Origin of the sequence: Pseudomonas sp. W2-17, from assembly GCF_041060445.1 — a bacterium.
In the GTDB taxonomy this organism is placed as follows: Bacteria; Pseudomonadota; Gammaproteobacteria; order Pseudomonadales; family Pseudomonadaceae; genus Aquipseudomonas.
Genome location: NZ_JAUFNS010000010.1, coordinates 1 through 12,468, shown reverse-complemented (window position 1 = coordinate 12,468; position 12,468 = coordinate 1). Strand labels below are relative to the sequence as shown.

Annotated in this window: 11 protein-coding genes; 3 read left to right on the top strand and 8 right to left on the bottom strand. The window is 59.6% G+C overall.

All coding sequences use genetic code 11. The features are described 5' to 3' along the window. Positions 1–136: 136 nt before the first annotated feature. The 4 genes from csgH to QWI20_RS14140 form a co-directional block, all read right to left on the bottom strand. The gene (csgH, locus tag QWI20_RS14155; protein WP_369306032.1) at positions 137–445 is read right to left on the bottom strand and encodes a curli-like amyloid fiber formation chaperone CsgH; all 309 of its coding nucleotides are present in this window, start codon (positions 443–445) and stop codon (positions 137–139) included. Between the two features lie 5 nt (positions 446–450). Continuing rightward, the gene (locus tag QWI20_RS14150) at positions 451–615 is read right to left on the bottom strand and encodes a hypothetical protein (RefSeq protein ID WP_369306031.1); all 165 of its coding nucleotides are present in this window, start codon (positions 613–615) and stop codon (positions 451–453) included. Between the two features lie 128 nt (positions 616–743). Then, on the bottom strand, positions 744–1,238 hold the full coding sequence (locus QWI20_RS14145; RefSeq protein ID WP_369306030.1) for a hypothetical protein: 495 nt from the start codon (positions 1,236–1,238) through the stop codon (positions 744–746). A gap of 1 nt (position 1,239) precedes the next feature. Next, positions 1,240–2,169 carry a hypothetical protein gene (locus QWI20_RS14140; protein ID WP_369306029.1) on the bottom strand — a complete coding sequence of 310 codons (930 nt, stop codon included), beginning with the start codon at positions 2,167–2,169 and terminating at the stop codon, positions 1,240–1,242. Between the two features lie 193 nt (positions 2,170–2,362). On the opposite strand from QWI20_RS14140, the gene dusA reads away from it, so the two are divergent. Beyond that, the gene (gene dusA / locus QWI20_RS14135) at positions 2,363–3,358 is read left to right on the top strand and encodes a tRNA dihydrouridine(20/20a) synthase DusA (RefSeq protein WP_369306028.1); all 996 of its coding nucleotides are present in this window, start codon (positions 2,363–2,365) and stop codon (positions 3,356–3,358) included. A 730-nt stretch (positions 3,359–4,088) separates the two neighbouring features. Here dusA and QWI20_RS14130 read toward each other — a convergent pair. The 4 genes from QWI20_RS14130 to xylA all read right to left on the bottom strand — a co-directional run bounded on the left by QWI20_RS14130 (position 4,089) and on the right by xylA (position 9,659). Next, positions 4,089–5,225 (bottom strand): sugar ABC transporter permease, encoded by a 1,137-nt coding sequence (locus QWI20_RS14130; RefSeq protein ID WP_369306027.1) that lies wholly within the window; start codon positions 5,223–5,225, stop codon positions 4,089–4,091. Then, entirely contained in the window at positions 5,222–6,808 is a 1,587-nt protein-coding gene (gene xylG, locus QWI20_RS14125; protein ID WP_369306026.1) for a D-xylose ABC transporter ATP-binding protein, read from the bottom strand. Before xylG ends, QWI20_RS14130 begins: the two co-directional genes overlap by 4 nt. A gap of 227 nt (positions 6,809–7,035) precedes the next feature. Further along, complete coding sequence (xylF, locus tag QWI20_RS14120; RefSeq protein ID WP_369306025.1) at positions 7,036–8,037, bottom strand: D-xylose ABC transporter substrate-binding protein; 1,002 nt, start codon at positions 8,035–8,037, stop codon at positions 7,036–7,038. A 305-nt stretch (positions 8,038–8,342) separates the two neighbouring features. Then, positions 8,343–9,659 (bottom strand): xylose isomerase, encoded by a 1,317-nt coding sequence (gene xylA, locus QWI20_RS14115; RefSeq protein WP_369306024.1) that lies wholly within the window; start codon positions 9,657–9,659, stop codon positions 8,343–8,345. Between the two features lie 190 nt (positions 9,660–9,849). On the opposite strand from xylA, the gene QWI20_RS14110 reads away from it, so the two are divergent. Both QWI20_RS14110 and QWI20_RS14105 read left to right on the top strand, forming a co-directional pair. Beyond that, complete coding sequence (locus QWI20_RS14110) at positions 9,850–11,037, top strand: XylR family transcriptional regulator (RefSeq protein ID WP_369306023.1); 1,188 nt, start codon at positions 9,850–9,852, stop codon at positions 11,035–11,037. Positions 11,038–11,103: 66 nt separating this feature from the next. Further along, positions 11,104–12,030: a Gfo/Idh/MocA family protein gene (locus QWI20_RS14105; RefSeq protein WP_369306022.1), complete on the top strand. Its 927-nt coding sequence runs from the start codon at positions 11,104–11,106 to the stop codon at positions 12,028–12,030. Positions 12,031–12,468 lie beyond the last annotated feature (438 nt).

The following is a 12,468-nucleotide window of genomic DNA, read 5'->3' as shown; positions in this document are numbered from 1 at the left end:
ACTCGATCCAGACTGGTTGGAGCCCGGACCGCCCGGGATGTTCCCGGCGCCTGGCATCTAATCCGCCGACGGTCAGGGACTGGCCCGGGCAGGGTGCTCCGAGCGGCTGATCCTCCCGAACCTGCCGCGGTCTGAATCAGCGAGCGGGTATCTTGCCGCAATCGCTGTCCACCGCTTTGATCAGGGTGGTTCGGTCGAAGACTTCCAGATGAACCTGACACGTCGCCTCGGCCGGCAGGGTGAGGCTCACGCTGTTCGCCGCCACACCGTTCTGTAGATCGCCCTGCTGGTTGATGGCCGACGTGCCTTGCGCGCTGGTCTGCCTGACGGTCATTCGGTACTGCAGCGTCAGCGGCGCAGGATTTTCCAGGTGCGGGCGGATCACCACCGTCGAACCGCTGCGCTGGGCGTCAACCGTCACCACCAACTGCGTGAAGTCCATCATCGGGGTCACCGTTGGGTCGCGCTGGCGTTCATGTTGTCGCCGAACTGCTTGATGGAGACGGCGCCGCCGAATCCGGCCTGGGTAACACTGGCCTGATTCGCCTGACCATACTGTCCGACGAAGGCCTGGTTGTAGGCGCCGGTCTGCACCTGTTGGTAGATCGTTGCCACGTTGCCACGTTGCCACGTTGCCGCTGCAGCCGGTCTGGCTGACGTTGGCGACCATGTTCATTGGAGGTCCCCAGGGACTGACCTCGATATTATGAATCTGCCCCCCCCCTCACACATCAAATCAAACTCTATTCCCCGTACATGGAAACCTCTGCTCGCAAACTATTTGCCGTAACAAACCCGGCTAACTGAACGCATACCACGACAATAACGCTCAACAAACAAGCGCCACGTAGAGATTGCACACCCCACGTCCAATACGATGTATAGCTCAGCCTTTGTATAAATTCCATTTCCCCAAATGCACCAGCAAAAAATGCTAAAACCAACAAGACAACAACTAGCAGCACATTACTAATGACTTCTCGCTTCAAATCCGTCAACGCATTTACGACTAAGGAATACAGTTCAAAATTCTTCATTTTTAACTTTTTCGGAACATCCTTCATAATCCCTTCAATATAATTAAAGAACGCCAGAGATAAAGCTCCAAACATTGCACCCAAAACATAAATAACCGAATTAATACTTCCAAACATAGGGGTAGCATCCCCGTCCGTCCCCCACAGCAGCAGAAAGGAAAGGCTAAATGACGTTAAAAAAACAACTAGTAAACGAAGCATACTAACGCCTCAATAAGCTGCTTATAGCTGAATAGACTTCAGATACCATCCGGACATCGTTGCCAGTACGCCCCGGCGCAGGGAGGCCTGTTTCCAGCTCTAACTGTCCCTCATGAATTAAAATTTCATCCGAAGGAACTTCAAGATCAATTTTGACTATAGCGGATATACTCTTATAAATTTTTTTACCGCCATTCTCACCCTCCGTTGTAATACTCCACTTGCCTTCACCTTCTTCAATATAATCAAGATAGTCATCGAGTGGAGCTTTCGGAGCTTTGAGATCACCATACTCATTACTCAGAACAATCTTAACCTCCTCCTGACCAAATAACTTTTTCATAGCTGCGAGTGCATCACGCGCTTTGATATTAGTCTCTAGAATATTTGGGGAAATCAGCTCCAACTCGATCTCAAAAACCTTTTCATGAGAATTAACAATACTCCAAAATTCCCCTTTAGTGGTTTTAGGCTCAATAAATATTGAATAGTTATACTCATCCAAAATAGCATTTTTTAACCCAGCATGAATGGCATTAGCTATCTGCTCCTCCGTACCAAACCTCCAATCATGTTGCACAAAAACATATTGATCAACAATATCAACAATTGTGATTACAGGAACCCAATCATCGGCGTCATGAGGAACGATGTCCCCAGGAATTTTATCACCCACCTTAGTTATTTTGTGTTTTGCAGTTTTCCCGACCAAAAACCTTCCCTTGGGAAACTCGTCGACTATTGGATCAACATAAGAAAAACCCACAAAACTATAGCGAACCTTATTCTTAATAAACTCACGACCATCGTCTTGGAGGGCCGAAACTACGGCAGCGCCTTTAGGGCGTGGAAGAGGCTTAGAGACGAGGGCTGCCTGTTTATTTTCGATCAGCATGTACCGCAACACCAAAAATGACTTGAGTCCTTTCACAAAAAATCCTTAAAAAATTAATCTAGGAGGGCGACAGCGCACTTCAACGTACCTGTTTTGCGAAGTGATCTCAATATGAGATCATAACGCCCATGCTAAGCCCTACTTACCCGTAACGCAAAACCATCAAGGCTGTCGCTACCCCGTTCCTGCTAAACTCCGGCCCTCTGTCTCATCTATTCAGATCTCCCTAATGCCCGTGAACACGACTATACCCAACTCTCTCTCCCGCCGCTTCTCCGTGGCCCCGATGATGGACTGGACGGATCGTCACTGTCGTTTCTTCCTGCGTCTGCTGTCGAAGAATGCGCTGCTCTACACCGAGATGGTCACCACCGGCGCGTTGCTCCACGGCGACACCGAGCGCTTCTTGCGCCACGACGAGGCGGAGCATCCGCTGGCCCTGCAGCTGGGTGGCAGCAACCCGGCCGACCTCGCCGCCAGTGCGCGTTTGGCTCAGGCGGCGGGCTTTGACGAGGTCAACCTCAACGTCGGTTGCCCGAGCGATCGCGTGCAGAACAACATGATCGGCGCGGTGTTGATGGGGCATCCGCAGTTGGTGGCCGATTGCGTCAAAGCCATGCGCGACGCGGTGACGATTCCGGTGACGGTCAAGCACCGCATCGGCATCAGCGGCCGCGACAGCTACGAGCAGCTTTGTGAGTTTGTCGGCACCGTGCGCGACGCCGGCTGCACCAGTTTCACTGTGCATGCGCGTATCGCCATTCTTGAAGGCCTGTCGCCCAAGGAAAATCGCGACATCCCGCCACTGCGCTATGACATCGCCGCGCAGTTGAAGCAGGACTTTCCCGAGCTGGAGATCATCCTCAACGGCGGCATCAAAACCCTGGAGCAATGTCAGAAACACCTGAACACCTTCGACGGCGTGATGCTCGGTCGCGAGGCGTATCACAACCCGTACCTGCTGGCGGAGGTGGACCGCGAACTGTTCGGCAGCGACGCCCCGCAGATCACCCGCGCGGAAGCCCTGGCGCTGCTGCGCCCTTATGTTGAAACGCACCTTCGCGACGGTGGCTCCATGCACCACATCACCCGCCACGTGCTGGGCCTGGGCACCGGCTTTCCCGGGGCGCGCAAGTTTCGGCAGATGCTCTCGGTGGACATTCACAAGACGGACGATCCGCTGGGGTTGCTGGATCGGGCGGGGGAGTTGCTGGAGGGGCGGTGAGTGAGCTACTGCTTCCAGCGCGGGGCTCGCATATTGGCTTGACGGGGAATCCTTGTTTGGGAGCGACCGGGGTGGCGCTCCACTTTGCTCGCGAATGCTGTATTTCAGACGCTGAAAATGCGGCGGCTGTACCGACCCCTTCGTGAGCAAGCTCACTCCCACAGTTTTTGCAACAACCGGAAATCCCTAGCCAGACCACCACCCCGTGGTAGCGAGCGAGCTTGCTCGCGAAGGCTGTAGTCCAGACGCTGAAAATGCGGCGGCTGTACCGACCTCTTCGTGAGCGGCGGGACGACTCCCACAGTTTTTGCAACAACCGGAAATCCCTAGCCAGGCCACCATCCCGTGGGAGCGACCGGGGTGGCGCTCCACCTTGCTCGCGAAGGCTGTAGTCCAGACGCTGAAAATGCGGCGGCTGTTCCGGCCCCTTCGCGAGCAAGCTCACTCCCACCGGTTTTGCAACAACCGGAAATCCCTATCCAGACCACCATCCCGTGGGAGCGACCGGGGTGGCGCTCCACCTTGCTCGCGAAGGCGGTATTTCAAGCGATGAAATTGCGGCGGCTGTACCGACCTCTTCGCGAGCAAGCTCACTCCTACAGGTTTTGTAACAACCGGAAATCCCTAGCCAGTCCACCACCCCGTGGGAGCGACCGGGGTGGCGCTTCACCTTGCTCGCGAATGCAGTATGCCAAGCGCTGAAAATGCAGCGGCTTGACCTGATCCACCCTCACCGCCGCCCAGCCCGGGTACTCACATCCACCCACACCGCCAGCACCAGAATGCTGCCCTTGACGATCATCTGCCAGTAACTGTCGACGTCGAGCATGGACATGCCGTTGTCGAGGCTGGTGATGACGAGGGCGCCGAGGAGTGCGCCGTACACGGTGCCCGAGCCGCCACGCATGGAGGTGCCGCCGATGAAGCAGGCGGCGATGGCGTCGAGTTCACCCATGTTGCCCGCCGACGGTGAACCGGCGGCCAGGCGGGCGGTGTTGACCAGGCCGGCAAGGGCGCACATGACGCCCATGATGCCGAAGATCCACAACTTCACCGCCTGCACGTTGATGCCAGACAGGCGTGTGGCTTCCATGTTGCTGCCCACCGAATAGATCCGCCGGCCGAACACGGTCTGGCTGGTGATGTAGCTGAACACCCCAAGCAGGACCAACAGCAGCAACACGGGCACCGGAATCCCGTCATAGCTGTTCAGCGTGTAGACGAAGCCCGCCAGCACTGCACCGATCGCCACCACGCGCACCACATCCCGTACCAGCGAGTGGGCGGCCAGCCCGTGCAATGCGCGGTTGCTGCGCTGACGCCAGGTCAGAAACAGCGTCAGCGCAAAGAGCAGCACGCCGAGCACGATCCCCACCAGCGGCGGCAGGTAACCCTGGCCGATGTAGACCAGTTCCGGCGACACCGGCGCGATGGTGGTGCCGCCGGTGATCCCCAGCAGAATCCCGCGAAACGCCAGCATGCCGCCCAGCCCCACGATGAACGATGGGATGCGCAGGTACGCGGTCATGCAGCCGTTGGCAAGGCCGATCAGCAGTCCGCATCCGGCGACGATGCACAGGTTCAGTGGCAACGGCAGGTGGTAGACCACGTCGAGAATGGCCGCCACGCCGCCGAGCAAGCCGAGCAGCGACCCCACCGACAGGTCGATCTCGCCGCTGATGATCACCAGCACCATGCCGCAGGCGAGAATCCCGGTGATCGACATCTGCCGCAGCAGGTTCGACAGGTTGCGCGGCGTCAGAAAGCCCCCGTCGGTTTGCCAACTGAAGAACAGCCAGATCACCGCGATGGCGATCACCAGCGCGAGCATTTTGTAGCGGGTGAACAGTTGCTTGAGCTGATTCATTGACGCGCGTCTCCCACAGCACCTGGCCGGTCGTTATTGTTTTTGTTGTACGCAGTGTCGCCGGACTGGCTGAGTGCGGCCGCGAGCACCTGTTCCTGGGTCAGGCCCTGATTGATGAAGTCGCCGCGCAACTGGCCGTCGCCGATCACCAGCACCCGGTCGGACACGCCCAGCACCTCGGCCAGCTCCGACGACACCATGATGATCGACACGCCGCTGGCCGCCAGCGCGCCCATCAGTTTGTAGATCTCGTACTTGGCGCCGACGTCCACGCCGCGGGTGGGTTCGTCGAGAATCAGCACCCGTGGCTTTGTCAGCAGCATTTTCGCCAGCACGGCCTTTTGCTGATTGCCCCCGGACAGGCTGGTGATCGGCAGGAACGGGCTCGCGGTCTTCAGGTGCATGCGCGCGATTTCCTTGTCGATGCTGCCCAGCTCGGCTTCGGCGTCGATGCGCGTCAGGTGGGCGAAGCTGTCGAGCACGGCGAGGGTAATGTTCTGGCCCACGCCCAGGTCCGGAATGATGCCCTGGCGCTTGCGGTCTTCGGGGACCATGCACAGCCCCGCGCGGATTGATTTGAGCGGCGTGCGGGTGTCGATGGCTTTGCCGTCCAGCCACACTTCGCCGGTGTAGCGCCCCGGGTAGGCGCCGAACAGCGCCGAGACCAGTTCGGTGCGCCCGGCCCCGACCAGCCCGGCGATGCCGAGGATTTCCCCGCGCCTGAGCACGAACGAGATGTCATCGACGCGCTTGCGTTTGGGGTTATCAACGTCGTAGCAGGTGACGTGGCGCGCCTCGAAAATCACTTCGCCGACGGTATGGGGTTCGGTGGGGTAGAGGTTGCTCATCTCGCGGCCGACCATCTGCGTGATGATCTTCGGGATGTCCATGTCGGCCATGGCCGTGGTCGCGATGTGCTTGCCGTCGCGGATCACCGAGATGGTGTCGCAGACGGCGGCGACTTCATCGAGCTTGTGGGAGATGTAGACGCAGGCGACGCCCTTGGCTTTGAGCTCGCGGATGATGTCGAGCAGGACTTCTATTTCCGAGCGGGTCAGGGCCGAAGAGGGTTCGTCGAGGATCAGCAGGCGAGCCTGCTTGTTTAAAGCCTTGGCGATTTCCACCAGTTGCTGATAGCCTCCGCCGTATTGCGAGACCGGCAGGGCGACGTTCATGTCCGGTACTTTCAGTTCGCGCATCAAGGCTTCGGCGCGGTGGATCATCGCCGGGTAATTCATGCGCCCGCCCGGCAGGGTCAGTTCGTGGCCCATGAAGATGTTTTCCGCCACCGACAGGTCGGGGACGAGGGTGAGTTCCTGGTGAATGATGACGATCCCGGCAGCCTCGGTTTCGCTGATGGATTGCGCCTTCAGCGGCTGGCCGTCCCAGAGGATTTCACCCTCCCAGGTGCCGTGGGGATAGACCGCCGAGAGAACCTTCATCAGCGTCGATTTGCCGGCGCCGTTCTCGCCGCACAGGCCGACGCATTCGCCGGCCCGCACCTTGATGTCGATGCCGTTGAGCGCCTTGACGCCGCCGAAGGATTTGACGATGCCGTTCATTTGCAGCAGGTAATCGGACATTGCGGGATCTCGCGCAGAAGCAGCCAGTAAGGGATCGAGCACCCCTCGCACTGGATTCACACAGCGGTTCTCACGGCAGGTGAGCATGGGTGGGCGACCTCGACCTTGCTCGCGAAAGCGGTATCCCTGGCGCTGAATAATGCAGCGGTCTTTAGGGCCTCTTCGCGAGCAAGCTCGCTCCCACACGTTGTGTGTTGGCTGGGAATCAGTACGGATGAGCCGCGAGCTTACTTACCCGCGATCTGATCCTTGGTGTAGAACCCGTCCTTCTCCAGCAGATCGATGTTGTCCTTGGTCAGCGGCGTCGGGGTCAGGAGGATGGTGTCGACCTTCTTCGCGCCGTTGTCGTACTGCGAGCTGAACTGGGGCTTCTCGTTGCGCGCCAGTTGCACCGACAGTTTCGCCGCTTCCGAGGCGATCAGTTTCAGCGGTTTGTAGACGGTCATGGTTTGCGTCCCGTCGATCACGCGCTTGACCGCTGCCAGGTCAGCGTCCTGGCCGGAGATCGGCACTTTGCCGGCCAGTTTCTGCGCGGCGAGGGCCTGAATGGCGCCGCCGGCGGTGGCGTCGTTGGAAGCGACGATGCCGTCGATCTTGTTGCTGTTTTTGGTCAGGGCGTTTTCGACGATGCTCAGGGCTTCGGTCGGGTTCCACTCCTTGACCCACTGCTGACCGACAATCTTGATGTCGCCCTTGTCGATGGCCGGCTGCAGCACTTTCATCTGGCCTTCGCGCAGGACCTTGGCGTTGTTGTCGGTGGGCGCGCCGCCGAGCAGGAAGTAATTGCCTTTTGGGGCGGCCTTGAGCACGCCGGTCGCCTGCATCTCACCGACTTTTTCGTTATCGAAGGAGATGTAGGCGTCGATGTCGGCGTTGAGGATCAGCCGGTCGTAGGACACCACTTTGATGCCGGCCTTCTTGGCTTCGGCGACGGCGTTGGTCAGCACGGTGGCGTTGAACGGCACGATGACGATGACATCGACGCCCCGAGAGATCAGGTTTTCGATCTGGGAGATCTGTTTGCCTTCGTTGGCATCGGCGGACTGGACGTACACCTTGGCGTCCATTTTCTCCGCGGCAGCAACGAAGTAGTCGCGATCCCGGGCCCAGCGTTCCAGGCGCAGGTCATCGATGGAAAAGCCGATTTTCGGATGGGCTGAATCGGCCATGACGGGCAGGCTGAGCAGGGCCAGGGCACTGGCGAGCAGGGTGGTCTTGAAACTCTTCATGGGGGTGCGTCCTGTTATTTTTGTTTAGAGACACTGTCCGAGCGTGTACGGGTTTTCCGGTGGAACTGTAGATACTGGTTGTGCGCCGCGAGCGGGGAATTGTCGTGAGAATGTAACCAGCCTCGCTGTGCAGCAGGACCGGCTGACGTTAGTAGGACCGGCTTTAGCCGGGCAGCTGTTGGCGTCATGCCGCACGATTGATGCTGCACACACTGGCTTCTTCCCGGCTGAAGCCGGTCCTACAGAAACATCGCATGCCTTTAGTGGGACCGGCTTTAGCCGGGAAGCTTTGCGATCATCACCTGTCAGGGATAGATAAACCGGTTCACCACGCCTTCGAGCATTTCCTGGCGGCCGCTCACGGCGTGCGGGTTGAGTTCGTTGTCCAGCGCGTGCTGCGCCAGGGCATCCAGACTGAAATCCCCCGACAGCACGGCGCGCCCGAACGGTTGGTCCCAGCCGGCATAGCGCTGGTCTTTGAACGCCTGCAGTTTATCGTCCTGAATCATCGCCGCCGCCCGTTCCAGCGACAGCGCGAGGACGTCCATGGCCGCGACGTGGCCGTAGAACAGGTCGATTTCGTCCAGGCTCTGCCGGCGCACTTTGGAATCGAAGTTGTAGCCGCCGTTCTTGAAGCCGCCCGCCTTGAGGATTTCGTAGGTGGCCAGGGTCAGCTCTTCAACGCTGTTGGGAAACTGGTCGGTGTCCCAGCCGTTCTGCGGATCACCCCGGTTGGCGTCGATGCTGCCGAAGATGCCGAGGGACGCCGCCGTGGCGATTTCATGGTGAAAACTGTGGCCGGCGAGGGTGGCGTGGTTGGCCTCGATATTGACCTTGATCTCTTTCTCCAGACCGAACTGTTGCAGAAAGCCGAACACCGTGGCCGTGTCGTAATCGTATTGGTGTTTGGTCGGCTCCTGGGGTTTGGGCTCGATCAACAGGTCGCCGGTAAAGCCGATCTTGTGTTTGTGCTCGACCACCATGCGCATGAAGCGGCCCAGTTGCTCGCGCTCGCGCGCAAGGTCGGTGTTGAGCAGCGTCTCGTAACCCTCGCGACCGCCCCACAGCACGTAGTTCGAGCCCTTGAGTCGATGGGTCGCGTTCATCGCGCTGAACACTTGAGCGGCGGCGAAGGCGAACACTTCCGGGTCCGGGTTACTCGCGGCGCCGGCAGCGAAGCGCGGGTTGCTGAAGCAGTTGGCGGTGCCCCACAGCAGCTGAATGCCGCTCTGCTCCTGATGGCGTTCGAGCTCGTCGACCATCTGCGCGAAGTTGTGGCTGTACTCTTTCAGGCTCGCGCCTTCGGGTGCGACGTCGGTGTCGTGGAAGCTGTAATAGTCGATGCCCAGTTTTGAGAAGAACTCGAACGCCGCATCGGCCTTCAAACGCGCCAGGTCCATGGCGTCCCCCGGCTTGACCCACGGACGCTTGAAGGTGCCGACGCCGAACATGTCCGCGCCCGGCCAGACGAAGGTGTGCCAGTAGCACGCGGCCATGCGCAGGTGTTCGCGCATGGGCTTGCCGAGGATGATCTTGTTGGCGTCGTAATGTCGGAAGGCGAGGGGCGACTCGCTGCCGGGACCTTCGTAGCGAATGGTGTCGACATCGGGGAAGCAGGGCATCGGGGTTTCCTTATTGTTTTGTCGGCGGCGTTCTGCACGTTTTTTTGTTCTTGGCTGTACCCGATACTAGCAACGGCCCCGTCCGCGCCGATTGCGAAAATCACCAACCCGGTGTTCGATTTTGAGTATTGAGATTCGTGCAGCTCAGGCCTAGTCTGTGCCGACTCGCTTCACAGGCCCGGGGAAAATAATGAAAACCGTCCCGCCCGCTCACCGCATCGCGCTGTTGTTCAACGGCGGCAAGATCTATGACCGCGGCATCATCACCGGCATCGGCAATTACCTGAGCAGCACCCGCGCGACCTGGGATCTGTTTCTGGAAGAGGATTTTCTCTGTCGCCTGAAAGGCATCGAGCGCTGGCAGGGCGACGGGATCATTGCCGACTTCGACGATCCGCTGATTGGCGAGGCGCTGGCCGGAAGCACGTTGCCGGTGGTGGCCGTGGGCGGTTCCTACGAGGACGAGCGGGCCTACCCGAAGCACATCCCCTACGTTGCGACCGACAATTTCGCCCTGATCAAGCTGGCGTACGAGCACCTGATCGAGGCCGGTCTGACGCGCTTCGCCTGTTTCAGCCTGCCGGAGGCACAAAGCAATCGCTGGGCCCAGGAGCGTGAAAAAGCCTTCCGCCGGCTTTTGCAGCGCGACGGGTTACGCGGTGAGGTCTATCGCGGCCTGAGCACCAGCGCGCCGTTGTGGGACAGCGCCGTCGAACAACAGATCACCTGGCTGCAAAGCCTGCCCAAACCCATCGGCATCATCGCCGTCAGCGACGCCCGCGCGCGGCAGTTGCTGCAGGCGTGCCTGACGGCAGGCATTGCGGTGCCCGAGCAGGTGGCGCTGATCGGCATCGACAACGACCCACTGACCCGCACCCTGACGCGGGTGCCGCTCAGTTCGGTGACTCAGGGGACTCAACTGATGGGGCGCATGGCGGCGCAGTTGCTGCACCAGATGCTCCACGGCATGCCCTCGACTGCCAGCCAGATTCTGGTGCCGCCCGAGGCCATCAACGTTCAGGCCTCCAGCCTGCATCAGCCTCTGGGCAACCCTTATGTCATGCAGGCGCTGCACTTCATTCGCCAGTACGCGTGCCAGGGCATCAAAACCGCCCAGGTCGCGGGCTACGTCGGCATTTCCCGTTCTTCGCTGGAATCGCACTTTCGCAAGGCGCGCGGCTGCAGCGTGCATGATGAAATTCTGAGCTTCAAACTGACCGCCGCCGCGTCAGGGCTGAAACACGGTGATACGGCCATCGCCGACATCGCACAGAACTGTGGCTTCAAATCCGCGCAATACCTGCACACGGTGTTCCGCCGGGAGTTCAACTGCACCCCGCGCGAATATCAGCAGGGCGAGGCCGCACCGATTCATTGATTTGCTTTAGGGCGCCCCGTATGGGGCGCGTCTGTCATAACAACGACAACATCACAGGAGTCATCGATGCATCCGATTCGTTTAGGGCTGGTGGGTTACGGCAAGATCGCCCAGGACCAGCACGTGCCGGCGATCCACGCCAGTGACCGCTTTGAGCTGGTGGCCGTGGCGACGCTGGGTCAGCACTGTCCGGGCGTGGCCAATTTCAGCTCGCTGGCTGAGTTGCTCGCCCAAGGCCCGGCGGTGGACGCCATCGCCTTTTGCACGCCGCCTCAGGGGCGTTTTGCGCTGGTTGAAGAAGCGCTGAAGGCCGGCAAACACGTGCTGGTGGAAAAACCGGCGTGCTCGACCCTGGGCGAAGCCCTTGCCCTGATCGATGAGGTCAATGCAGCGGGCGTCAGCGGGCTGTTCGCCTGGCATTCACGCTTCGCCCCGGGCGTACGCAACGCGGTGCAGTGGCTTGAGGGCAAGACCCTCAAGCAGGTGCGGATTGACTGGAAAGAGCAGGTGCGCAAATGGCACCCGGGTCAGGCGTGGATCTGGCAGGCGGGCGGTCTGGGGGTGTTCGATCCGGGGATCAACGCGCTGTCGATCGTGACCGAACTGCTGCCCCGCGCGCTGTTCGTCGAATCGGCGAACCTCAGCGTGCCGAGCAACTGCCAGTCGCCGATTGCAGCGTCGTTGCAGATGCGTTCCGGCGAGGAGGTGCGGGTGATCGCCGAGCTGGATTTCGATCACAGCGTGAACGAGCAGTGGAGCATCGAGCTGCACTGCAACGAAGGCGTGATGCGCCTGGACGCCGGCGGCGCGCAGGTCAGCATCGACGGCGTGGCGCAGACCGTGTCGGAGGAGGGCGAATACCCGGCCATGTACGGGCACTTCGCGCGACTGATCGACGCGGGCAAGAGCGATCTGGATTTGCAGCCGCTGCGCATCGTCGCCGACAGTTTCTTTGTCGGCAGCAAGGAGACGGTGGCGGCTTTTCACGAATAAACAAGTGACGATCGATGGCCCGGTCTGGTGTGCTGGATCGGGCTTCGGCGCTGACTGCGCTTGTGCAGCCAGCGTCAGATCAGATGTGCACCACGCCGGCCAGAGCGATTGAGAACGAAACGATCAGGGTCAACAGAATGGTCATGTTGATGGACATTGCGGGCAAATCCTTGTCTGGTTAATCAGTGCCGCCATCATCCGGATTTGCACGGGCAAACAGAACGGCGTTCGTGCCTATGTTGGCAATCGATGGAAACAATAGTTCGGGGTATTTGAGGAGAAAGCAGGTACATGCGGCAGATGTTGAACGTGTGGGAGTGAGCTTGCTCTGAAGTGGTCAACTTTTTCCGGACACCTCAATCGGTGATTGTCAGGCCGCTTGCCGCTCGTACTGATTGGGCGTCATGTTGCCCAACGTCGAGTGCAGTCGCCCCTCGT

Coding starts and splice junctions, on each gene's coding strand:
- csgH (WP_369306032.1), bottom strand. CDS start 445: ATGATGGACTTCACGCAGTTGGTGGTGACGGTTGACGCCCAGCGCAGC.
- QWI20_RS14145 (WP_369306030.1), bottom strand. CDS start 1,238: ATGCTTCGTTTACTAGTTGTTTTTTTAACGTCATTTAGCCTTTCCTTT.
- dusA (WP_369306028.1), top strand. CDS start 2,363: ATGCCCGTGAACACGACTATACCCAACTCTCTCTCCCGCCGCTTCTCC.
- QWI20_RS14130 (WP_369306027.1), bottom strand. CDS start 5,225: ATGAATCAGCTCAAGCAACTGTTCACCCGCTACAAAATGCTCGCGCTG.
- xylG (WP_369306026.1), bottom strand. CDS start 6,808: ATGTCCGATTACCTGCTGCAAATGAACGGCATCGTCAAATCCTTCGGC.
- xylF (WP_369306025.1), bottom strand. CDS start 8,037: ATGAAGAGTTTCAAGACCACCCTGCTCGCCAGTGCCCTGGCCCTGCTC.
- xylA (WP_369306024.1), bottom strand. CDS start 9,659: ATGCCCTGCTTCCCCGATGTCGACACCATTCGCTACGAAGGTCCCGGC.
- QWI20_RS14110 (WP_369306023.1), top strand. CDS start 9,850: ATGAAAACCGTCCCGCCCGCTCACCGCATCGCGCTGTTGTTCAACGGC.
- QWI20_RS14105 (WP_369306022.1), top strand. CDS start 11,104: ATGCATCCGATTCGTTTAGGGCTGGTGGGTTACGGCAAGATCGCCCAG.